Raw genomic sequence first — 23,493 nt, 5'->3', positions numbered from 1 at the left:
TTACGAAGGGGGCTTCACAAAAAGGTCCTTCAGATATGCTGCAGTTCGAGATCTCGGATGATACGTACATCCATCAATGACTTCCAAGTCTCCAGCCTTGTTCAAAGTATGCAGCTTGCGCCCAGGCCAAACAGCACCTGGTGTCAGAGTTTTATGGACGGTTTGTTTGAAAGTTGACGGGGTCAGTTCATCAACTGTCGCAAGAGCAAGAGCAGCGCCATAGCCGTTTCTGCAATCCTGCACCGGCCTCCAGAGTTTGCCATCTTGATGGTAGAACTCTCCGGCTGGTCTGGCTGTACGGTCGTTGACGATTACCGGATTGCCTTCATGCGAGTGCCAGGGTCCCGTAAGCTCATCGGCATAATAAATGCTCAACGTGTCAGAATAGCCGCCCGTACCATTGCGGGTAACCGCGAACATCCAAAGCCGCCCATCATGCTCAACGATCGTAGCGTCCGCCGCTTCGACATCAGCAAGCAAAACAGTGTGCCGCTCCCATCTCAGCGGGAACTCCGCTGCCCGGTAAAGAACCACTTCATGGTTCGTGGAACTCTCAGGGATCATCCAGATGCTGCCGTCCCGTTCAAACACAAATGGATAGGAGAGATGCCACGGTTCCTCCAGAACCGTCTGAACGTCCGATACTGGCCCATCCGCCGACATTTCAACCATGGAAATGACACCCTTTTGGGTCTTTTGCGGCAGATCTTCTAAAAACAAAAAATGCCGGCCGTCTTTTTCGAATAAGAAAGGGTCGGCATAGAAATGATCATGTGGACTGGCTAAAACCTTCCAAGGTGCACCGCCTAAATCCTGATTTGCAGCAACACTTTCTGCCGCACCAAAGCGCCAGCCAATGCGCCAATGCGATGCATGAAAACACATCCCGTAGATCGTACGGATGGCCATAACCACGCTCTCCCGAAGCATCCGGGCCGTAACTTGTTTTAATGATATCGGAGGGAGAATGACCGTTTTAATGGGTGTTCCGTGTTCACGCGCGCCCGCTATAACCCGGTTAATCAAGATTGCCACACGCGAATAGACGGCCTCCATCGCCCCGCCTGTTCCAACAGCTGCCTCCAAAGAGGCCGTCCCATGCGCTGCAACTTGGCCGGAACTCAGTTCAACGATCTCAATGGTGGGCGTTCCTTTTGTTAGCAATGCTGCAAACAACGCCTCCTCTCCGGCCTCACCTTCAAATCTGATATCGAACGTTTGACCGGAGGAAGCTGAAAGGGATTTGGACGTCAGGTTGAACGTCCAGTCTGCCTGGGCCTCCCCGGCTCGCGCCTGTGGCAAACGATCAGCGTCGATCACCTCCGATCCGCAGGGCCGGTGGGAGCGCATCAAGACCTTTTCAAACGCCAAGAGCGTTTTCAACGGGTTGGAAACCGGCGGTTCGGGATCGACAAACCGAAACACAACATCTGCGCACCGAGACTTTTTCAGGACCTCGACCAGATGCAAAAGCCAGCCACGTACCCGGTCTTTTTCAATGACAATTTCAACCCGCATCAGGACGCCAATACCTCGTTTGCGGAAAACGAAGTGTCACTTCCGACTGCAAGGTTCTCATAGGCGTCCACCATAGCCTCGAGTGAATACCGCTTCTTCAAATCATCGCTTCGATCACGAAGGGAATTGGCAAGGTTCTGGTCAGTCAGGACCGTTTCAATCGCATTAGAGAATTCAGCAGTGTTTGAAACATCTGCAAACAGGGCACAAGGCGCTCCGCTTGCCTGAAGCACTTCTTGCAAAACAGGCAGAGTGTTTGCAACAACCGGCACACCGGCTTGTGCCGCTTCTATGGCCGCCAATCCAAAACTTTCGGCAGCGGACGGAAACACAAACACATCCAGGCTCGCGAGAAAAACACCAATGCGATCCGGAGAGAATTCACCCAGAAAGTGGACTTGAGAAGTCACACCGTGTTTTGCGGCCAAATCCATCAAACGATCAAAATCCGGCCCCTGGCCGGCAATTGCAAAGTGCCAATCCGGTTTATTTGGCAGGATTGCTATCACCTTGTCCAATTGTTTTGCCGGATTTAGCCGCGCCGAACATCCGAGCAGCGCCACACCTTCGGGCAGCCCAAGTTCATGACGGGCGGTCGCCTTGTCAACGTCCGACATCTTGGTCTCAAACCCTTGAGGAATTAGCATGAGCTTTTCGACATAGCGTTTTGGCCGCTGGGTGTACGCATCAAGAAGGAAGTTCGAATTCACGGTAATGCTGTCATACAGCCCGATAACTCCGAATACCTTGTCGAGAGCTGTCAATACCGGGTTGATCAGGCTCGGCGCCGTCACCTGATTTGCAACGACCACCGGACATCCAGCCAGGCGGGCAACAGGTGCTCCCAGTACATTGCCAAAGTGCTGAAAGCAGAACACGCAGTCCGGCTCGAACTCCTTGATGCATTTGTAAAGGCCAGTCAGGAAAGAGAAAATCTCAGCTTTGGACGGCCGCTTGTCACATATTATGAAAGTGTTCGGCGGCGCTGTGAAATCCGCAGACTTCCGATAAAAAAAGACGTGACGAACCTCATGGCCGCGGTTCGTCAATTGCTCGCCAAGAAGCCGGGAAACTTCCTGTGCACCCGCATTTTCCCCCTGTGTCTGGACGAAAACGATGCGGCGCCTCTTCATTCTCACGATTCTCTGACCTTCATGCGACCGGAATACCAGTCAGTTAATACACGTGTCGCCGTCACATTATAACCGGTCGATACTTGCGCTTTGATGCTGACCAACACAGCCATCACAAGAAGCGATACTGCCGTAGTCAACGCTGCGCCGACAATCCCGAAAAACGGCACAACAAATATAAATCCGACCGCTCGCACCAAAACGCTGATTGTAACAATACGAAGATACGCGCCTTCGTGCCCCGTCAACATCAACACCGGTGCGGCAGGTCCAGTCGCTGCCAGCGCTGAGGTCCCCAAACACAAGATCAGCAGAACGTGGTAGTAGCCCATGTATTCTTCGCCGAATATCAGCAAGAGCCAATCCCCAGCAAAGCCAACCACAATCAGGCCGGAAACTACGGCCAATCCAGTCAAGAGCGCGAGCGTTTGCAGCAAACGCACAAGGCCTACGCTGTCGCGCTTGTAATAGAGCTCAGGAAACTGGCGCATAGCAAATGTGTTGAATGCGTCGGCAACCGAAGCAAATCCATTTGCAAGCCGCGTTGTTACGAAATAAGCGCCGGCTGCAATCGGATCTAGAAGATACCCTACCAGGATGACATCGAGATACTGGTTCGACACCTCCAGCATACTAGCCCCCCAAAGCCGGAGCGACGACGGAAACCAAGTCTCCGGCGTATAAGAGCAGGAGCTTTTGAAGATATCTGGCTGAGTTCTTCGCAAGACGCGCAGCAAATAGAAGACCTGAAAAGCCACAGCCAACAACATTCCAAGCGTCAGCAGATTGACAACCCAGGTAACCGAAAGGCTCAAGCTCAGGGCAAGGCAGACACCAAGACCAAGGTTAGCCGGCAAAAAGGCTGTCATTTCCCGTTGCCCGTCGCCCATCAAAATACTGACAACTGATCGGGCAAGACTGGAAAGAAAAAGTAGAAAAACGGCGATCGCCACGAACAGACTGGCGCTGAGTGCAGCGACAAAAGTATGATAGAAATAGATAATCAGCCCCATGACCGCAGCGCCCAGCGCCCCACCAGCTGCTGAGACAGCCAGGCCGAAAACAATTCCGCCTTTAACAAGATCCAAACGGCCAGCCGCAATGTGTTCGTTCCAGACCCGTACGATCAGCATTTCCTGGCCGAAGACAGCAGCAACCGACACCATGGATGCGGCACTAAAGAACAGGGCGAATTGCCCGAATTGCTCCTCCCCTAAGACCCGTGCGCTCAAGGTGAACAGCAAAAATGCAGAAAGTATCGATACGGCTTTTATTACGATGGACGTAATGACACCCATCACTTCGGCCCGTCGGGCGAAAGCGGTAAAAGAGGCAAACACGTTTTTCATGCCTATGGAATGAAGCCTTTTCGGATAGCCTGGCCAAGCGCCATGCCGTTGAGAGTGATCAAGAGACCGAGCGCAAGCGGTGAAAATAGAGCTTCTTCTTGAAAGATTCCGTTCACAAGTACAGTTAACAGAGCAAAACTCGCAGCAATGTGAAGTGAATTGCCAGTATAAGATGCAACTCGAAGCGTTTGCCACGCAATCCAGACGTAAAGTCCCAATAGAATAAACGCACCCGGCCCCATCTGATACAGCAAAACACCAACAGCGCTCTCAATAGCAACCGGCGTTCGCCCCAGCGCTTGATAAGCAGGCCAATCGAGTTTGGTAAAATCCGTCGCAAGGTTTCCGCCGACACCTATACCATGCCCGAAAGGGAAACTCAGGAAATTATGCAGGCCGCCCATAAAGCCCAGAACATGGAAATCACCGATTTGAAGGCCGACTACGATACCGGCCAAAGTGTAGACCGTTAGGAGCAACCCCATTGCCCAAAAACTCAATCGTGCACCAAAAAGTCTAAATGCGCACCAGCCTACCCCCACCAAGACCAGAAGTATGAGCGCCCCTTTCGCGTTGGCAAAGACCAGCAATGGAAAGAGCAGCGCAGCACTTATAGGCGCGCCCCGGAACAGTGTAAAAATCAACAGAAACGCGACCGCATAGGAATAACTGATCGCATGCATATTCGGTCCCATAAGACGGGTGATCCGCAAATCCAGCCCATCCAGGAGCGGAGTATTAAAGAAATCAACTTTAAAAGCATCCAGATAACTGGTCGTAACTCGCCCCGACTCACGCGCTTCCCGGTCCCACTCCAGAGAAAGACGCTCGCCGCGCATATCCAATTCCCAGTAGTTATTGCCACCGGTGAGATTGAGCCAATCTGCACGCGACGTTAACTCAAGGTATCCCAACAAGATAAAAATAAGAGAGATGAAGAACAGTGCTGCTGAAATCCGGAACTCAAATCGGCAAAAGACCAAAATTGTTATTTGAAAAAGCATGATCGGCGAAACAATGTTCCGCAAATAAATAACTGCTGGTGTCGGGTTTTGAATGAATCCGAACAAAAAATAGAAAAATACGATCCCCATAACGCAAGACGTAACGTTTATCAGCTTATCGATTGATCTGTTTGCCCCACGTAGCCGGGTTAAATATCCTGCCGCAATCGTCACCCAAACCATGACCAGAATAATGAAATTGTAGCCCCGGATGATCTTGAATTCATCCGGCCCACTGAGGTGTTGTGAAACCAGCGAAACAAACAAATTCTGAAACAAAAGCGCGACAATAACGCTAATCACGGCAGTGCGCGGCGCGTAATTTGCCACGAATGCGCTGAGCAACGCCGCCAATGGGATCGCTATCAACGGGGACAGCAAATGCCCAACAACAGAGATGCCAATGAGCAAAAAGCCACCCGCCAATGCACCCAATGCATCAAAGGTGTCGCGGTTCCAGGTTCGGAACCGCAATGACATCTGAACAGAATGATTTTTACCGGCAACTCTCATACAAACGACAAGCTTTGAGGACGCACCTGATAGGAACCAATACACACCGAAGCCTGGTATGTTTAACGGATAGTTATTGAATTAGTGCTAACTTTTTGACCATCGCCACCAACAACTTACGCCCCTAGGCGTTTTAACAATCGTATAAATTTGAGTGCTTTTCGATGGGACTAGAGCGCGTTGACATGACCGCCATTCCAGGTAGAGCCTGGTACAAAAATACCTCGGAAGGTGATTTCTCCCGCGAAGACAATCGGTTTTACGGACCTTTCGATCAGGGTTTGGTGGATTTTTCCGAACTCTTGGCATTTGCCCGCCGCAATCTCGTCCGGATTTCGATCGTCACGATAGTTTTGACGCTCGTCTTTCTGGTGCTGTTTTCTCTCTATCCGTTCCCGTACCGCGCTACAGCTTTGGTTCTGGTTGATCCAAGGGAGCGCAGGGTCACGTTGACGGAAAACGTTCTGCCTGGAATTGGATCTGACGCAGCATTCCTGGAGAGTATCGTTCAGATTGTTCATTCAGACGGCTTCCTGCAGCCGGTGCTTGATGACCTGAATGTCAAAGAAGATCCCTTGTTCGCCGGCTCAGCAGGATCGGATGACCGGAAACTGCTGGCGGCTTTCAAACGCAAGCTGGAAGTCGATCGTGTCGGCGCAACCTTTATTGTTGAGATTTCCTTTTCCTCGAACAGCGCTGATAAATCCGCACTTTACGCAAATGCTGTTGCGCAAGCTTTTGTTGACAGTCAAACGCAATCTCGGGTGTCAGCGACTGAGACCGCGGCGTCGTCGCTGCTGGAACGCTTGAATGTGCTCCAAGGAAATCTCGAGACGTCAGAAAAAGCGGTTGCTCTTTTCAAAGCAGAGAACGGCATCATTGACGTCACTGAAGACAGTACACTTTTGCAACGTGAACTGATCACGCTGAACGAACAAATTGTTGCTGCCAAAGCACAAACCGAAGCTGCCCGGGCACGACATGAAAAAATCCGCACCGGGTCTGGCGTCCTTCCGGCAGCAGAGCAGTCAGATGCCGCGCAGCTCGTAGAACTTCGCCGTGAACGCGGCCAGGTTTTGCAAACCCTTTCTGAGTTCAGCCGGGTATATGGTGACCGGCACCCGCGTGTGACCTCCGAACGCAGCAAATTATCTGGCATCGACCGGCAAATTGCAGAAGAACGCAGGCGCCTCCTGGCCATCCAAAAGGAACGTTTGGATAGTAGTACCTCCGCACTGGAGGCCCTAACACAGGAACTAACGCTGCGAAAGCAAGCGGCGCTGGAAACTGAGCGCGCCATGGTGCAGCTGGCTGGTTTGGAACGTGAAGCGGCAGCAAACCGCCGACTTTACGAAGAATTCCTTGCCAGATTCAAAGCCACGGAAGAACAAAGTGGACTTGAAACCGAACAGGCCAGAATTGCGTCCCCAGCTCTGCCACCTTTGAAGAAAAGCAAACCAGGTACTATCCTCGCAGCAATCGTTTTCGGCTTGCTATCAGGGTTTATTGCAGTTGCGTATGCCGTAGCCCGAGAAACGTTTTTTGCTACGCCAATAATACTCTCGAGAAAACCGGCTTTGCCATTCGGGTCAAAGAGATCCGCAGAGCATACAACGGCAGTTTCTCACGTAACAGGTCAAAAAAAATCGGCGCGGAAACTACACGCGACTATCCAGAAGATCGGTTTTGTGGATGTAGATGCAGACTATGCTCGGGCCGAGCCACACCAGAGTTCAGACCACAACAATGCTGAACGGTATGACGATCAGGAAGCACTTGATCCGATGGATATGGCTCAACAACTTGAAGACGGGCCGTTGCGGCGCGATCTCAATCAGATGCTTCGGCACGGGTCGGTCATTGTGTTGAGCTCACCAGTTACACACCCGGGGCAATCTGACCTTGCGCTCGGCCTCACTGCGCTCGCAGGACAGCGCTCGGTTCCTATCCTTTTGCTAACGGCCAACAATGCACTGAGTGATATGAATCGGTCGGATCTGGATGCTTTGGGCTTCCCAAAAAGTCAGCAGATATCGATCGTCAATCCAACTGAGATCACTGCGAAACACTTTGGAAACCGCCGGTCGATCTGGGAGATCGTTGAGGGCTTTTCGGTAAGCAACTCCGGTCGAGAATCTTGTATGATTGTTGATGCCCCACCGGTGAAAAACCAAGGCCAAATGCAAAAATTAGTGGAATTTGCTGACTATTTCGTACTGTTGGAATCTGCTCAAGAGCCTGAAAGCCCGCAAACTAAGGCTTTGTTAGGCGAGCTTTCCTCAAAGGCACATAACAAAATTCACCGGATGTTACTTTAGTGTCTGCCCGCGTAAACCATACGTGTTTGCCGAACATTAATCCCCTACTGGTATTCCTAGGCATGTAAATATTCGGGAGCCTCACTGGAACACATGAACGGTCAGCAAACATCAAAACAGACACGGGGTGTCCAGGAACGTTCTGAAGACGCAAAACACCTGGCTGAACTGGCGCGTTCTTATCTGCCGGTAAAATCCCTTGGCGGACTACCGATTACATGGACCGACCGCACTACGGCCGCCGAAACACTTATTGCCCAGGCTCTCGCCAAACGGGGTCAGCCTGCAAAACCGTTTTATTCGACTTCGGCAAATGGTCAGGTTGTCGTGATGTGCAGTGAAGACAGCGCTGTGCTTGATGAGTTCTTGCATGCCGACCAAATTCTGGCCGACGGAATGCCAATGGTCTGGCTATCAAAATTCAAACATAAGCTGCCGAACGTTGAGCGGGTCGCAACAACAGATCTTTATCACGACGTTGCCGAGATCGCTCAGAAAATCGGCGCATCGTTCTATTTGCTCGGAAGCGATGAAGAGTCCAATGAGGCTGCAGTGAATCGGACCGTGGAGCTTTATCCGGATCTAGAGATCGCTGGCCGCCGGAATGGCTATTTCTCTGCAAATGAAGAAGACAAAATTGTCGCAGAGATCAACAAACTGGCACCTGACTTTTTGTGGGTTGGAATGGGTGTTCCCAGAGAACAGCAATTTGTATCGCGGAACCTCAACAAATTGACAAATGTCGGTGTCATTAAGACTTCCGGCGGACTATTTGACTTCTTGTCATTAAAGCGCTCAAGAGCCCCAAAGTGGATGCAAGCACTCGGTTTGGAGTGGCTCTACAGAACAATTCTTGAGCCGCGCCGACTGGGGCCGAGATATCTCCAGACAAACCACAAGGCGCTTTTTAAATTTCTTGAAGATTGACCAGTATGCGGTTCCTTCTTCCGATCAAGCGCAGTTTGTGTGCGGGCCTTCTGGCAATCGCGGCAAATTCTTCTCCAGCTTTCAGCCAAGCAGCCAATCACTGTTTCACAGCGGAGACCTTTCCGGCGTTTGCAAATGCGCCGCTCCTGGCAAAAATGGCCCGGGGCGTAAACCTGTCGAATTGGGATACCGACCACATCGAATATCGTCCCAACTTTGCGACCGTGCGCGAGCTTTTTGGCCAGGGTTTCACCCATATCCGTTTACCGATTTTCCACTCAGCCTTTAACAGGGCGGACTTTGGATCGGCGGACTTGGCGGAGTACACGAGATGGTTCCTGTCTGTGATCGAAAAGCTGACTGGGTTCGGATACGCAGTGACAATCGATTTCCACCCGGATGGAGATTTCAACCGGCTTCTCAGAACTAACACGGAAGCGGGCTACCGGCGCTTGGAGGAGAGTTGGCGCTTTCTGGCAAAAGCTCTTCAGGATACCAACCCAGAATTCGTCGCTGTCGAAGTTTTGAATGAACCGGACCTGACACCAGAAATTTGGTACAGCCACGCAGAAAGACTAGCTCACAAGATGCGGCAATGGCTGCCTCGTCATACGTTTGTTGTTGGGCCATCCGGGCCTATGCGACATGAAAGTCTTGCCGATTTTCATCCCTTAGACGACCCGAATGTCATTTATGCAGTCCATTTCTACGACCCGTTCATCTTCACCCATCAGGGCGCAGAATGGCATCCGCCTTCAGATCCTGTCCGGCTTTCCGTCGGTGTTCCTTTCCCATCCCGCGACAATGACCCACGGATTGACGAGCTGATTGCCCGATTGACCGAAGAGGGTCATTTTCATGCGGTAGAAGAAGTGCGTCAGATTTTCCAGGAACCCTGGACCGTCAAAGACATCGAGAACGCATTCAACACCGTTCAAAGGTGGTCGCAAAAACATGGCCGTCCGGTGGTAGTGAATGAATTCGGCGTACTTTCTTACGACGCTCCACGAACCGACCGCTTGTTCTGGCTGGGTACAGTTGTGAATGCAGTGGAAGAACGGTGCATCGGCTGGACGCACTGGGATTATTCTGACGGATTTGGAATAGTGGATCCAAGGACGCATGAACCTGACAAAGAAGCGTTAAAAGTGCTTTTGAAATCCAAAGACGCCTCCATTCCCCAAAATCAATAGGGTGCATGTTTCATGAACCGCCAAGCTGCCATCGACGTCTCCGATTACCGGATCGAGACAAGCGAGGCTTACGACTTTTCATCTGATCACTTTTCAGAGCTGTTTGACCGCTCCAACGCAACGGCGTTTCAAGGCCCATTGTGGCTCGAGCAGTTTTACAGAACGATCGTGCCAGGAGCAGGCGCAACGCCGATCATCGTCACGATTTATCTTCATGGCTCTCAAGTTCCGGACGTTGTAATCCCGCTTGTACGGGAAAGTCATTTTGGCATAAAAATCATCCAGCCCGCTGACCTCGGTGTCGCTGATTACAATGCGGTCATTGGCTCAGACGAAAACCTCGAAATGCTGGTAAAAACGCCCAGTTTTTCAAACGATCTCCTGAAAGTCATCCAACCTTTTGATTTAATTTTGTTCCGCAAGCAGCCGCCCTGGGTTTTTGATGCCGCACGGCTTTTTTTGAATGCTGAGAAGACTCCCAACATCAGCAGCTCCTACGAGTCCATAATTGGTCAAGATTACGACTATTGGATGAATACAACTGTCTCTAAAAATATGCGCAAAGGGTTGCGGCGCAAACGGAACGGCTTTGAAAAAGATTGCGGCACACTGAGCTTCCATGAACTCACCGAAGAAAAGGATATCGACGAAGCGTTCAATCTCATGCGTGAGTTGAGGGCCGCCCGTTATGAGGGCGACCTGTTTTCGCGGCCAGAGTATTTTGAGTTTTACCGAAATGTTGCAGTTCTGGGCAGCCAACAGGGAACTGCATCAACATTCGTTGGGAAATTTGAAGATCAGATCATGTCGGTCGATTTTGGATTGCGCCACAAAGATCGCTTTTTGTTCCTACTCGGTGGGTTTTCGAACAACGATGAATATCAACGATATTCTCTTGGCTTGATCGGCTTGTGTGAAAAAATTCGCGATGAGACGGAACGAGGCCGAACGATCTTCGACTTCACCATTGGTGATGAAGATTACAAGCAATCGTTTCGGGCCGATAGAATTCCTCTCACCAATGTGACCTCGACGTCCGGGTTGGTCGGCCGGCTGGCCTTTTCCGCATATCAATCGCGAGGTTCAATTCGCGGTGTTCTCAAGAAACTGATGCCGAAGTTTAACTAAACACGGTCTGGATTTAGAATGCGACGGTCGAGTAATCGCATTGTGAACATCGCCAATATAGTGAAATGGAAACTCCCAAATCGTAGTGGCAAAACAAACATACCGTTGGGTAACCATATCACTCATTTTATGGATATTAGCCCGGATTTTTACTCCGTTTACAGAAGAAAGCGCTTAAACCCAAAGACTTACTCATCACCTTGGGGGAACTTCCGTGAAAGCAGCATTGCTGTTGGGAAATTATCGGCCAACTTTTATACTCGCACGCAGCCTGAAGCAGCGTGGGTATAACATTGTTTGCGGGCTGGATGGTTTTGATCGCGGAGCAGAAGTTTCCAGGTATGTTGATACGGTCTGGCGGCATAGTTCCTACTCCTTAGAAGTAGACGTTTTTCAAAAAGAGCTGAACCATCTCTTGGCATCCCGGCCTGATATTTCGGACATCTATCCGGTTGCGGAGTCGGTCATCCGTGCTTTTGCAGACGGCAGATTGACGTTACCGCGTCCCCTGAGATTGGGCTCAATAGATGGTGAACTTGTTCTTCGCTGCCTCGACAAACAGAGCCTGCTTGCCGAAGCAAAGGAGTTATCGATTCCGGTAGCCCCCTTTGCCAAAACGTCAGGTAAAACGCATTTTTATGGTTCTGCGGCGGAAATCGGCTTTCCTCTGGTTATCCGCCCGCTTCAAACCGGCAAATTGTTGAACGGTCAAAAAGCCATCACGGTTGACCACTTGGAGGCCCTGAAGGGACTCGATCCCATTTGGATCGATTGTGACTACCGGCTTTTAGTTCAACGGCATTCGCCAGGATTGCGGGAAAACATCTATTTCGCAGCCCAAGACGGCGAAATCTATCGCTATCTTCACGCGAAAATCACCCGGACAGATCAGCCTGACGGATCTGGATTGGCAATCGAAGGCAAGACGGTTGCGCCATGCCCGGCGCTGAAGCAGCACACCAAAGCACTCGTCAAGAACTTGAACTACACTGGGATTGGATGTGCTCAATATCTTGTTGAGCCTGAGACAGGCAATGTGAATTTTCTTGAACTAAACCCGCGTATTGCGGGCAATCACGCTGTGCCTGAGGAATGCAATCTTGGCCTTGGAGACTGCTTGATCGACTTGACAGAGGGCCGTAATTCCCCCACTTCCTATCTAGAAGGGACTGTTGGAATTTCCTACGGTTGGCTGGCTGGCGAACTGGCTTCCATCAAAAAAGCTTGGCAAACAGGAAAACTCTCCTTCTGGCAGGCATTGGTTGCCGCCCGTAAGGCCTATTCCTACTTCAAGCACACAGATATTGACGTTGGGTTTGTCCAAAATGACCGATTACCAGGTCTTTTCACACTCTGTGACAGCTTGCCTCTGATCGGTGGCATAACACGGCTCCGGTTCACGCAACCAGCCTTCTTTCGGGTCGTGATGCGCAAGGAGTGCCTGTGATGCCGGCACTCCAACGATCCCCGCATGCGACGGCAGATATCAGCAATGATTTAGACGGTCTTGAGCCCAGGTTTGTTCCACCAACAGAGTGGGATGAAATCGCTATTCAATTTCGCGATGTGCTTCACGAACAGACAGAATGTTTCAACGCCCTCCGCTGGGCCCCTCATCAACTCGATCGCGTTGCGTTCTACAAAAATGGTCAACTGGTCAGCGCCGCGGTAATTCTGAAAATGCGATTTCCGGTCGTCGGCGGCGGGATAGCAGTCGTCAAATGGGGCCCGCTTTGGCGCCGAAAAGGCCTGCCGGACGATCCAAAGAACCTTCAACAAACAATTGACGCCCTCAAACAAATCTACGCGCTCGATGGAGGGTATTTTCTGAGCTTTTTCCCGCGAGCCGATCCGGAAATATCAGGCTTTGAAACGCAGGCATTGGAGCAATGCGGGTTTCATCTTGGTGAAGAGCTGGCATCACCCGACCGATATTTTGTGAATATGGATCTGTCGCTCAAGGACTTGCGCGAAAGCCTGTCGCAGAAGTGGCGCTACAACCTTAAAAAGGCGGAAAAGAATGAACTGTCGGCACGCTTCGTAGAGGGCGAAGATGGCTTCAAGACCTTCATGCAGCTCTATAACGCCATGATGGATCGAAAGGCGTTTCACGACACGTCGGCGATCAATACGTTGCAGGCATTGATGGGCGCCAAAGAACCTGCGTTGAGACCATTGATCCTGATCGTTGAACAGAACGGAGAACCGATTGCAGGCGGCGTTGTCGACGCAAGCGGCGAACGTGCGGTTTATTTATACGGAGCCACCAACAACAAAGCTCTGCCTCTCAAGGCCGGTTATGTCATGCATTGGGAGATTTCAAAACACTTGGTCGCTGCGCCACAAGTGCGTTGGTATGACCTTGGCGGCGCCGACAAGGATTGCCATTTGCATCAATTCAAACGCGGCTTTGTTGGCAAGCGCGGCCAAATATCGGTAACGCCAAGATACTATCATTTTGGCGCCACTCTCAAAGCGCGCGCACTGGGGCACGCGCTCTATTTTACACGGCGCAAGAAGGGAGAGTTCGCCCGGATCCTTCACGACTACCGTAATCGGACAAAGCCAGCTCAGGTGTCGAGCACTTCGAGGCAAGCGTGAGGAGTGTATTCAATAGCCGTTTGTTTTCTGGGATGGCGTTCCTGACCGGGGCGCGGATCCTAGGTTCATTATGCATATTTGCGACAACGCTTTTGATCACCCGCCAATTTGGTGCGGATATAATGGCGAATTACGCCGTCTATCTGGCAATCGCCAGTGTTTTGTCTGTGCTGCTGCCGTGCGGTTTTCACGCCATCGGCTCGATGCTTGCCGCCGAATATGCTTCACAAGACAATCCGGCAATGCTTCGAGCTTATATCGGCTATGGGCAGAAACTGATTTTTGGGACTGGCCTGCTCGTTGCGGGATCGGCAATCCTGTTGTTTTCCATTTGGCCTGACAGTCAACTTCACAAATACGGACTGATTTCCACCTTTGCCGTTCCGTCTGCCGTGGCGATGGCGCTCATCTATTTCAACAGCAGCATTTTGATCGGCCTACAGCATCCTTTTGCCGGACAATTGCCGGATATGCTCTTGCGCCCCTTGCTGGTGATACTGGTGACAGTCTTGTTTGCTGGTTTCGTTCCGGACATCGAAACCTGGACATTTCTGCTTGCGGCAACCTGCATTTTCTGGGTCACAGCTAGTCTTTTGTGGCTGAGCTTACGGCGGCACTCTGGCTCAGGCCCAGTTGATCCAGCGTCTTTCAAAAAAGAAAAGAAAAAATGGTGGCAAATCGCGCCCAGCTGGGCACTGATCACGCTGCTTTGGGACTATTTCATCGAGATTCAGATCTTGCTGGCGAGCCTGCTGTTCGCATCGTTTGAAATCGCACTGCTGCACATTTGTTTTCGTATACGCCAGCTCGCAGGTTTCGGCATGAAAGCGCTCTATTCCCTGCTCATGCCCAAGGTCTTTGCAGCCAATGCAATCGAAAATGACAGCGAAGCACAAGGCCTCATCCGCCTATCCAGCAGGGTGGCGTTTGTCTACGCCCTTGCCGCCTGGACCGCTGTGGCACTCGCCGGTCCATTCCTGCTGGGATTGTTTGGAGAACAGTTCAGGCAAGGCCACGAGATTCTGATGATCATCATGGCAACTTTGCCGATCCGGGCTTTGTTTGGTCCCGCCCCGGCAGTTCTTGGTATGAAGCGCAATCAGAACCGCGTCCTCCAGATACTCGTGTTGGCTCTTTTCGTTTCCATCGCCGTGTTGATCGCCACACATCAAAGTGTAGGGCTAACAGCTGTTGCAATTGGATATTTGGCTGCAGGTGTTGTGAGCACTTTGTTGATGTGGTTTTCGGCAAGACAGAAAACCGGGATTAATTGTGCAGCTTGGGCATGACGGCTTAGCCTCGTGCCAGGAAAGGCATATTTGAAATGATTACGACAAAACCAGACGCTGACAAAATCATTGCTGAACGCAACACCGTCCGCAGGTTTACGGTGTCCGAAGGAACAGTGATCCGTGCTGCGATTTTCATTATGTTTGCGTTTCCAGTTCTGCTCTTGGCCGCCGTGTTTTTGCAGCCGTTTGCCGAAACGAAATGGATGTTCCTCGATCCCCTAGCAGCTGCTGAAATGGCTCCCGAATGCTGCCATGTCTATTATGGTTTCATATCAAACATCGGTTTGGTTTTTTGGATCGGAACAGCTGCCGTCTGCCTCGTCGTTGGACTGGCCTTTTGGCTGGTTTCCGGTGCTGATCGCTTCACGCGCTTTGCGATAAGTGCTGGTTGCCTGTCCGGCTGGATAGGGCTCGATGACATGTTTCTGGTTCATGAAAAAGTCATGCCAAAACTAGGTGTTCCGCAAGAATTGGTAATGGTTATCTACCTTGTTCTAGCTGCCCTTTATGTTGCCGTCAGTTGGCGTTTTATCTTCGCTCAAAGATGGTGGATCTTGGTCTTAGGCGCTGCCGCACTCGGGCTCTCAATGTTTGTCGATCAGTTTTTTCACAGCGTTGATGCGGGAATCGTCTACCTGGAAGACAGCGCCAAATTTTTCGGCATTATGTGTTGGAGCACATTCCATCTGCTGGCAACGTTTGAGCACTTGTGTGCAAGAATTCGACCCACAGCAACCCGTGCAACAGGCTGAGGCTAGAGCTGAAACAGTTTGTGTTTTTTCAATAGTTCGATCAGCACTTCCCGGGCGTGCTGACGGTGGCTGTGGTGCCGCTCACGCGCCAAACTGGCATCACCCTTTCGGATCGCATCAAAAACAGCTCTGTGATCCTCATTGGATTTGAGCGGCAGCGGCCGGATGTAGAGCGTCATGGCACGCGCCCGGCGCACCTGGTTGGCCATCATCGCAACGATGGTCTGAATTCGCGAATTGCCGCCAAGGCGGACCAATTCCGTATGAAATGCGTCATCGGCCAGGGCCCAGGCTTCCCGGTCCTCGTCGGCCAGCGCTTTCTCCATGGCTTCAATTGCTTTTTTAAGGTCGCTCAGATCCACGTCCTTGTAGCCGCGCCTGGCGGCTTCTTCGGCGGCCAAGCTCTCCAGCTCTGTTAGGACTGCATAGATTTCTTCCATATCCTTGAGCGACAAGGTGACGATCCGTACGCCTTTGCGCGGGCGCACCTCCAACAACCCTTGTTGCGCCAGCATAAGTGTCGCTTCCCGGACCGGTGTGCGGGACATCCCCAAACGTCCGGCAAGTTCGCTTTCAAGATGATCGGACCCCGCCGCCAATTCGCCATCAAAAATCAGCTGCCGGATTTTTTCCATTGCCTGCGTTGTGATGGTTTTTTGTTTTGGGGTTTCAAGCATGGGCGAAGTCCCGGATTTTCCGCTCCTGTCGGTCGGAGTCGTAAATTGCCTGTTCGATGGCAATGACCCTTAAATACTCTCTTGCCTGATTCTCGAGAGGTTTTCCGTCCAAAATCCCATCAACAACGTGCGCAATCAGATTTTTCACACAATCACCGCCAAATCCTGGCCATTTTTTGGCTGCCAGAAGGTCTTTTTCAGTCTGGTCGCCAAAACGCCGCAGCTTTACCGAGCCGTCTCCGGTCAAAGTGAGTGTCCCTTCAGTTCCTTCGATCAGCGCTTCGCCCAAGGTTGTCCGGCAATTTTCAGCTGCGTGATCAAGCAAACGGTTGCCATCAAAGAGCGCACGGACTCCGTTGTCGTAGTCGAAGACAAAATAACCGGCGTCCTCTCCTTTGATGATCGGGTTCATCTTGCGCAAATCTGCATAGACGGCAGACGGCTCGCCAAGAAGGAATAGGAAAGTATCAATCCAGTGGACCCCGGTTTCGTGGATCAGAAGTTTTGGCATCTCCTGGAAGTAGGGTTGCCGGTCAAGATAGGCATGAGGTCCCTGCCCATCGCCAGTTCTCAAGCGGAACGTCAGTTGAAGCACATCACCGATCAAATTGGTGTCTAGCGCGTGTTTGATCGTCCGGTACCACGGCTGGAACCGGAAGTTCTCATGGACGACCAATGTAACGCCGGCATCTTCAGCGAGCCGGGTTGCCGCTTGTGCTTCATCCAAAGACAAGCAAAACGGCTTCTGACAGATGATCGTGTTCACGCCATGGTCGATGGCAAGCTTGATTGCTTCATAGTGAGTTTGCGGCGGTGTGATGATATCCAGGAGCTCTGGCCGCGCCATGGTCAGCATGGACGCCAAATCTGTAAACGCGGCCAGGCCCGTGGCCACTGCCTTATCCCGGTCCTGATCGCACGCGCCAACCAGGCGGGTACGGTCGATCTTGCGCCAGGCCTCATAGTGAAATCCGGCAAAATACCCCGCTCCCAAACAGGCGACCCTTAGCGGCTCGGCGCGATTCTTCATTTTTCCCTCCTGCGCCAATTGAGCGCCTGGTTCGCGGTTTTCGCTGCGAGGCAGCTGCATTCACCCCTTGCGGATTCTTGATAGTCGACCCAGTCGCCGTTGACAAGGGATTGAATTACGTATACGCAATGAAATGTGCAAATCAATACGGCTCGAGGGCCGTGGGAGGAGTTTGAAATGATTGACAAGAAATCCCTTGGCCGTTTGCTGGCTGGCGCAGCAATACTCGCCGTAGGCATGAGCAGTGCGATCGCGGCTGAAAAACTGCGGTTCAGCCACACCGACAACCCAGGTGGATCCCGTCAGGCAGCTGCTGAACTGTTTGCTGAGAAAGTCGCCGAATACACAGATGGCCGCTATGAAGTGCAGATCTTCCCGTCAGGTCAGCTCGCCAACGATCCTAAAGCCATCGAAATGCTGCAACTCGGCGGTATCGACTTCACCGTTTCAGCCACGGGCAGTTATGCAACCCACCTGCCATCACTCAACCTGACCGCAATGCCATTCCTCGTCGACACCTACGAGCAAGGCTGGGAGCTTTACGACAAGTCAGCCTGGCTACAGGGTGAGTTTGAAAAACTCCCAAGCAAAGGTTTCCGCGTATTATCCACTTGGGAAGCCGGATTCCGTAGCTTCACAACCAACGAACCGCTGACGTCTCCAAAAGACGCCGAATCCATGAAAATGCGCGTTTTCCCGAACGACATGATCCGCTGGTCCATGGAAGCCATCGGTTTCCAGACGGTCGTTATGCCGATCACGGATGTATATCTGTCGATCCAGCAAGGTATCGTGAACGGTCAAGAAAACCCGGTCGACACCATCAAGTCGCTGCGCTTTTACGAAGTCGCACCGAACATCACTCTGACCCGTCACGTTTACAGCCCGCTACCGCTAACCGTCGCAGAGAAAACCTGGCAGTCATTTTCGGCAGATGATCAGTTAGCTATCCGGAAAGCAGCGGCGGAATCGGCAGCCTTCAGCCGGAATCTCGTCAAGAGTTCGGTTGATAGCCAGCTGACCGAAATGCAGGAAGACGGTGCGTCGGTCAGCGTTCCGGAGATTGGGCCGTTCCGCGAAGCGGTTCAGCCGGTCTACGCGAAAGCAAAGGATGTTTACGGCGCCGAAGCCGTCGACAAGATCCTGGCCGACGCGGCGACGATCCGGGAAGCACTCCCAGCCCAGAACTGACCAATCCGTAGGGGCAAACTGAACCGGAACCTCAACGTAGAACCCGTGAGGTTCCGGTCCTTTTCCTAAAAGGGAAATTCCTTGGACTATCGAGATCACTATCCGGCTGCGCTTCGCTGGCTCAGCCATCTGGTCGACTTTTGCCTGGCGCTAGGCGGCATCGCGATCATCACCCTTGTTTTCTGCAACGCGTCCTTAAGGGGCTTTGCCGGTTTCGACCTTGCCTGGTCTCTTGAGGTCACCAGTTTCCTGCTGCTGTGGAGCACCTTTATCGGATGTTCGGCAGCTATTGCGCGCGGAGCGCACATGCGGGTCACAGAGATCGTTGAGAAACTGCTGCCGACATCCGTCCAGCGCAGCTTGTCGATCCTGATTGATGTGATCATTGCGGCCCTTTTGATCAGCCTGATCTACACCGGCTACCACATCTCCGTTCATACCTGGGCGCAGAAAACCACTGTGCTCTATTGGCCCGTTGGGTTGCTCTATGCCTCCATGCCAGCCGGTATGACCATCAGCCTGATTTTCCATCTGTTCAACATGACATACGACCTGCGCAATCCGGTTGTTCCCCATGCCGCCCACTCTGATGGCGGGGAGGCAGTCACATGATCCTTCTGTTTGTTGTCGCGGTTTTCCTGGCCACGGTTTTCCTGGGTATTCCGCTTGTCTGGGCCATCCTATTGACAGCCGTGCTGCCAATTTTTGTCTTTGATCTCGGCTATCCGCTTCAGGCCTTGTTCCTGAATTTCATTGGCGGTGTTGAACCAAACCACTTCCTGGCAATTCCGCTGTTTATCGTTGCCGGCGAGATGATGAGCCGCGGCGGTGTTGGCCTTCGCATCATTGGCTTTGCCCGAGCCGCCTTCGGCTTCATGGCTGGCGGCCTCGGTATGGTCGTGGTGGGCGCCTCGATGATTTTCGGCGGCATTTCCGGGTCGGCCATCGCCGATTCCGCCGCCATCGGCTCCGTTATGATCAAAAACATGTCCCGCGAGGGCTACAACACTGCCTTTGCCGCCGGTTTGGTGGCAGCGGCCGGCACCATCGGCATTATCATTCCGCCGTCCATTCCCATGCTGATCTACGGTTTTGTCGGCAGCGTTTCTGTCGCCGATCTCTTTCTGGCTGGCATGGTCCCCGGCATCCTGTTCGGCGCAATGTTCATGGGTGTCTGTTATTACGTTGGCAAGACATCCAAATGTGATCCTGGCGGACGCACAACAAGCTTGAATGAACTGGTGTCATCCTTCATCGGTACTGCCCCAGCGCTGTTCATGCCGGTGCTCATTCTCGGCGGTATCTTTACCGGCTGGGTCACGCCGACCGAAGCCGCAGCGCTTGCTGTGATCTACGGTCTGTTTGTCACCACGGTGGTCTACCGGGACTTTAAACTGCGTGATCTACCCCGACTGATGGTCGACTCTTTCGTGACCAGCGCCGTGGTTATGGTTGTGATTGGCGCGACAACTGTTCTTGGCTGGTTGATCACATTGGAACAAATGCCTCAGATCCTGGTCGGCTTTGTTCAGGACTTCTCGTCTAGCCCCTGGATGTTCCTGTTGTTGGTGAACATCGTGCTCTTGGTTCTCGGACTTGTCCTGGATCCGGTTCCTGCGATCTTGTTGACCGCACCGCTGTTCCTACCGACCGCCAAAGCCTTTGGTGTCGATCCGGTGCATCTCGGTGTCATCATGACTTGTAACGTGGCCGTCGGGCTGTTCACGCCTCCAGTTGGAGCAACGCTCTACGTCGCCTCACGGATCTCTGGCGTCGGTGTCTTATCGATTGCCCGCAATATGGCCTCGCTCTACATCGCGGCGATCGCGGCTCTCCTGGCAGTGACCTATCTGCCGTTCATCTCCATGTCTATGGTGTATTTGTTCCGATGAAAGGGGAGCAATCGATGTTCGCAGTTACGGTAATGTTTGAGATCAAGGCACAGCACGTCCAAGACTTCCTGCCTCTCATGACCGCCAACGCAAAAGCATCCTTGAAGGAAGAACCCGGCTGCCGGCAGTTTGATGTGTGTTGCAATCCGGCAAAACTCCACGAGGTTTTCCTCTATGAGCTCTATGACGATGAAGCGGCTTTCAGAGCACACCTTCTCACTCGGCACTTCAAGGTCTTTGATGCCAAGGTGGCTTCGATGGTTGCAAACAAGACAGTGCAGACCTTTACACAGGTGATCCAATGACGCCCTGGGAAGTCTATGCGGTCAAGTATGCGGACAGAAATGCCCGCATGCGCAAAGACAGCTTCATTTTTGAAGACAATCACGATGCTCCCCATCCAATGGACTATTTCATCTGGGTCCTACGGCGTGGGGACGAGGTTCTTCTTGTCGACACAGGTTACGACCATGAGGAAGGAAAGGACCGTGGCCGGCCCGTCCTCATGAATCCGGCCGAAGCGCTGGCGCCACTTGGCATTACGACTGAAAACATTTCGACCATCATCGTCACGCATCTTCACTATGACCATGCAGGTGGGCTCAAGCATTTCCCCAATGCCACCATTCATCTGCAAGAAGCCGAGATGACTTATGCGACTGGGCCTTGCATGTGTCACGACGCCCTGAAACACCCGTTCACGGCTGAGCATGTGTGCGAAGCGGTCAAACGGCTCTATTCCGGCCGCCTGGTGTTTCATAATGGCAGCTCGGAAGTGCGTGAAGGTATTCTGGTCCACCGGATTGGCGGGCACAGCAAAGGCCTGCAAGCCGTTCAGGTCATGACCGCATCCGGCTGGTTGTGTCTTGCTTCTGATGCCTCCCATTTTTACGAGAATTTCTTGGAAGAAAAACCGTTCCCAATCGTCGCTGACCTGAAAGAAATGCTAGACGGGTTCAGAACAATCCAAACGCTCGCCAGTTCCGTTGATCTTGTGGTTCCAGGCCATGATCCACTGGTACGGGAGTTGTTCCCGGTTCATGGGCCGGACCATATTGTCCGGCTGGACAATGGGCCATTGAAGGGGATCGGAGTATGAAACTGGGTGTCATTGCCGACGACTTTACCGGCGCCTCTGATATTGCCCTGATGATTTCGGAAGGCGGCATGCCAACCGTTCAATATGTTGGCATTCCGGACCGCCCTGCGGATCCTGGTTTCAGTGCCGGTGTCATCAGTTTGAAATCGCGAACTATTCCGGCGCGCGACGCTGTTCAACAATCCCTGGAAGCCTGTGACTGGTTAAGCGACCAAGGCTGCGAACAGATCATTTTCAAGTTCTGTTCCACCTTCGATTCCACGGATGACGGCAACATTGGTCCTGTCGCAGAGGCCTTGGCCGACCGGCTCGGCGAAACGTCGGTGCTTGTCTGCCCGGCATTTCCTGAAAATGGCCGGACCGTGTATCAGGGGCATCTCTTTGTCCACGACAAGCTTTTAAGCGAAAGCGGGATGCAGCATCACCCGCTCACGCCAATGACCGATCCTGACATCCGGCGCGTCCTTACCCGCCAAACCAGCTGGCAGATCGGTCATGTCCCCTTATCCGTAGTCGATAGCGGTGCGGCAGCAATCCTGACTGCGACCAGCAGCCAATCTAGAACCATGTTTATTGTCGATGCAGTCAGCGACGCCGATCTCATTACCATTGGACAGGCAGCCGCAAACCGAAAGCTTGTCGCGGGTGGCTCGGGTATTGCGCTTGGCCTTGCCGAGAACTTGGCCTCATCGCAAAACCGCAGTCGCTGGAACGGCTGCAGCGGCAAAGCGGCGGTGCTCTCCGGTTCGTGTTCGAATGCAACCCGACAACAAGTCTCGACGTACCAGACCAAGGCGCCATTCCGCGAACTGGCTGCTGGTGACATCATGAACGGTAAGGTCGAAATTGCCGAAATTGTCGATTGGACAATGCAACAAGACACACCGCCCCTGCTTTTTACATCAGCCGACCCAACGATCGTGAAGGAAGCCCAACGAATTCATGGGCGGGATGAAAGCGCGGCAGCGATTGAAACCTTGTTTCACAAGCTGGCAGCTGCCTTGTCAGAGGCCGGGGTCCATCGCATTGTGGTTGCCGGAGGAGAAACCTCCGGTGCTGTCGTCTCCGGACTAAAAGCAGATTCGTTAGAAATCGGCCCCAAAATTGCGGCTGGTGTTCCGGCACTGAAAGTCTCCGGCCAACCACTCGCGCTCGCGCTGAAATCCGGAAACTTTGGTGGTCCGGACTTCTTCTCAGAAGCTCTGGAAATTCTGGAGAAGACCGCATGAGTGAGACGACCCAGGCCCGCGAAAAAATCACACAGATGGCAAAATCAATGTTTGACCGCGGCCTAACCCATGGTTCAACAGGCAATGTTTCCATGCGCCTCAGCGATGGCAGTCTGCTGGTGACACCAACAGGTTCATCTATGGGTTTTCTCGATCCAGGACGGATCAGCCACCTCTCAGAAGACGGCACCCTTCTATCGGGCGACAAACCAACCAAAGAGATGCCGCTTCATTCGGCTTTTTATCAAACACGAGCCGCAACCGGAGCCGTGGTTCATCTTCATTCTTGTCATTCGGTTGCCCTCTCCCTCTTACCCGGCATTGATCCGGACAATGTGCTTCCACCATTGACGGCCTATGGGATCATGCAACTTGGCAAAGTCAAACTGTTGCCGTTTTTCGTGCCCGGCGATCCAGAAATGGGCAACGCTGTCCGGGGGTTGGCTGGAACACGCTCAGCAGTGCTGCTGGCTAATCACGGTCCTGTTGTTGCGGGTAAGGATTTGGAAGCTGCTGTTTTTGCGATGGAAGAACTGGAAGCCAACGCCCGTCTTGCCGTGCTCCTGCACCGATTGCCGGTGGCATCCCTAACCCCGGATCAGATTTCCCGGGTTATAGACCGTTTTGATGTAGATTGGACTTAAGGA

At 52.4% G+C, this 23,493-nt stretch carries 21 protein-coding genes; 15 read left to right on the top strand and 6 right to left on the bottom strand.

The annotated features are described in order from the left end of the window. The 4 genes from ACOOFE_RS04215 to ACOOFE_RS04200 are packed head-to-tail and all read right to left on the bottom strand — an operon-like array spanning nt 1 to nt 5,517. Entirely contained in the window at nt 1–1,518 is a 1,518-nt protein-coding gene (locus ACOOFE_RS04215) for a glucosamine inositolphosphorylceramide transferase family protein (RefSeq protein WP_420413797.1), read from the bottom strand. Next, nucleotides 1,518–2,651, bottom strand: coding sequence for a glycosyltransferase family 4 protein (locus ACOOFE_RS04210; protein WP_420413796.1), 1,134 nt, complete (start codon nt 2,649–2,651; stop codon nt 1,518–1,520). Before ACOOFE_RS04210 ends, ACOOFE_RS04215 begins: the two co-directional genes overlap by 1 nt. Nucleotides 2,652–2,653: 2 nt before the next feature. Further along, complete coding sequence (locus tag ACOOFE_RS04205; protein ID WP_420413795.1) at nt 2,654–4,000, bottom strand: lipopolysaccharide biosynthesis protein; 1,347 nt, start codon at nt 3,998–4,000, stop codon at nt 2,654–2,656. Nucleotides 4,001–4,002: 2 nt separating this feature from the next. Beyond that, entirely contained in the window at nt 4,003–5,517 is a 1,515-nt protein-coding gene (locus tag ACOOFE_RS04200; protein WP_420413794.1) for a hypothetical protein, read from the bottom strand. A 185-nt stretch (nt 5,518–5,702) separates the two neighbouring features. Here ACOOFE_RS04200 and ACOOFE_RS04195 point away from each other — a divergent pair, with 185 nt between their 5' ends. The 8 genes from ACOOFE_RS04195 (at nt 5,703) to ACOOFE_RS04160 (ending at nt 15,728) form a co-directional block, all read left to right on the top strand. Beyond that, nucleotides 5,703–7,835: a GumC family protein gene (locus ACOOFE_RS04195; protein WP_420413793.1), complete on the top strand. Its 2,133-nt coding sequence runs from the start codon at nt 5,703–5,705 to the stop codon at nt 7,833–7,835. Nucleotides 7,836–7,928: 93 nt separating this feature from the next. Next, entirely contained in the window at nt 7,929–8,762 is an 834-nt protein-coding gene (locus ACOOFE_RS04190) for a WecB/TagA/CpsF family glycosyltransferase (RefSeq protein ID WP_420413792.1), read from the top strand. A 5-nt stretch (nt 8,763–8,767) separates the two neighbouring features. Further along, on the top strand, nt 8,768–9,955 hold the full coding sequence (locus tag ACOOFE_RS04185) for a glycoside hydrolase family 5 protein (RefSeq protein WP_420413791.1): 1,188 nt from the start codon (nt 8,768–8,770) through the stop codon (nt 9,953–9,955). A 12-nt stretch (nt 9,956–9,967) separates the two neighbouring features. Then, nucleotides 9,968–11,083 carry a GNAT family N-acetyltransferase gene (locus tag ACOOFE_RS04180; RefSeq protein ID WP_420413790.1) on the top strand — a complete coding sequence of 372 codons (1,116 nt, stop codon included), beginning with the start codon at nt 9,968–9,970 and terminating at the stop codon, nt 11,081–11,083. Nucleotides 11,084–11,297: 214 nt separating this feature from the next. Next, nucleotides 11,298–12,530, top strand: a complete 1,233-nt coding sequence (locus tag ACOOFE_RS04175; RefSeq protein WP_420413789.1) for a hypothetical protein — start codon at nt 11,298–11,300, stop codon at nt 12,528–12,530. Continuing rightward, a complete protein-coding gene (locus tag ACOOFE_RS04170) occupies nt 12,530–13,684 on the top strand; it encodes a lipid II:glycine glycyltransferase FemX (RefSeq protein ID WP_420413788.1) in 1,155 nt (384 codons plus the stop codon). The genes ACOOFE_RS04175 and ACOOFE_RS04170 overlap by 1 nt, the downstream gene beginning before the upstream one ends. A gap of 122 nt (nt 13,685–13,806) precedes the next feature. Beyond that, nucleotides 13,807–14,973: a hypothetical protein gene (locus ACOOFE_RS04165; RefSeq protein ID WP_420413787.1), complete on the top strand. Its 1,167-nt coding sequence runs from the start codon at nt 13,807–13,809 to the stop codon at nt 14,971–14,973. Nucleotides 14,974–15,137: 164 nt separating this feature from the next. Continuing rightward, nucleotides 15,138–15,728: a hypothetical protein gene (locus ACOOFE_RS04160; RefSeq protein WP_420413786.1), complete on the top strand. Its 591-nt coding sequence runs from the start codon at nt 15,138–15,140 to the stop codon at nt 15,726–15,728. 2 nt (nt 15,729–15,730) lie between these two features. Here the strand turns inward: ACOOFE_RS04160 and ACOOFE_RS04155 are convergent, their stop codons facing one another. Together ACOOFE_RS04155 and ACOOFE_RS04150 are read right to left on the bottom strand one after the other, a co-directional pair. Further along, the gene (locus tag ACOOFE_RS04155; protein WP_420413785.1) at nt 15,731–16,405 is read right to left on the bottom strand and encodes a GntR family transcriptional regulator; all 675 of its coding nucleotides are present in this window, start codon (nt 16,403–16,405) and stop codon (nt 15,731–15,733) included. Then, complete coding sequence (locus ACOOFE_RS04150; protein ID WP_420413784.1) at nt 16,398–17,435, bottom strand: Gfo/Idh/MocA family protein; 1,038 nt, start codon at nt 17,433–17,435, stop codon at nt 16,398–16,400. The genes ACOOFE_RS04155 and ACOOFE_RS04150 overlap by 8 nt, the downstream gene beginning before the upstream one ends. Nucleotides 17,436–17,612: 177 nt before the next feature. On the opposite strand from ACOOFE_RS04150, the gene ACOOFE_RS04145 reads away from it, so the two are divergent. From ACOOFE_RS04145 to otnC, 7 genes are all read left to right on the top strand, one after another. After that, nucleotides 17,613–18,626, top strand: a complete 1,014-nt coding sequence (locus ACOOFE_RS04145) for a TRAP transporter substrate-binding protein (RefSeq protein ID WP_141185258.1) — start codon at nt 17,613–17,615, stop codon at nt 18,624–18,626. A gap of 81 nt (nt 18,627–18,707) precedes the next feature. After that, nucleotides 18,708–19,238, top strand: coding sequence for a TRAP transporter small permease (locus ACOOFE_RS04140; protein WP_420413783.1), 531 nt, complete (start codon nt 18,708–18,710; stop codon nt 19,236–19,238). After that, nucleotides 19,235–20,518 (top strand): TRAP transporter large permease, encoded by a 1,284-nt coding sequence (locus ACOOFE_RS04135; protein WP_420413782.1) that lies wholly within the window; start codon nt 19,235–19,237, stop codon nt 20,516–20,518. The genes ACOOFE_RS04140 and ACOOFE_RS04135 overlap by 4 nt, the downstream gene beginning before the upstream one ends. A gap of 14 nt (nt 20,519–20,532) precedes the next feature. Beyond that, complete coding sequence (locus ACOOFE_RS04130) at nt 20,533–20,823, top strand: putative quinol monooxygenase (RefSeq protein WP_420413781.1); 291 nt, start codon at nt 20,533–20,535, stop codon at nt 20,821–20,823. Next, the gene (locus tag ACOOFE_RS04125; protein ID WP_141185254.1) at nt 20,820–21,617 is read left to right on the top strand and encodes an N-acyl homoserine lactonase family protein; all 798 of its coding nucleotides are present in this window, start codon (nt 20,820–20,822) and stop codon (nt 21,615–21,617) included. Before ACOOFE_RS04130 ends, ACOOFE_RS04125 begins: the two co-directional genes overlap by 4 nt. After that, nucleotides 21,614–22,846: a 3-oxo-tetronate kinase gene (gene otnK / locus ACOOFE_RS04120; protein WP_420413780.1), complete on the top strand. Its 1,233-nt coding sequence runs from the start codon at nt 21,614–21,616 to the stop codon at nt 22,844–22,846. The genes ACOOFE_RS04125 and otnK overlap by 4 nt, the downstream gene beginning before the upstream one ends. Further along, on the top strand, nt 22,843–23,490 hold the full coding sequence (gene otnC / locus ACOOFE_RS04115; RefSeq protein WP_420413779.1) for a 3-oxo-tetronate 4-phosphate decarboxylase: 648 nt from the start codon (nt 22,843–22,845) through the stop codon (nt 23,488–23,490). The genes otnK and otnC overlap by 4 nt, the downstream gene beginning before the upstream one ends. Nucleotides 23,491–23,493 lie beyond the last annotated feature (3 nt).

This window comes from Roseibium sp. (assembly GCF_965216085.1).
Lineage (GTDB): Bacteria > Pseudomonadota > Alphaproteobacteria > Rhizobiales > Stappiaceae > Roseibium.
This window is presented reverse-complemented; position numbering and strand designations above follow the sequence as displayed.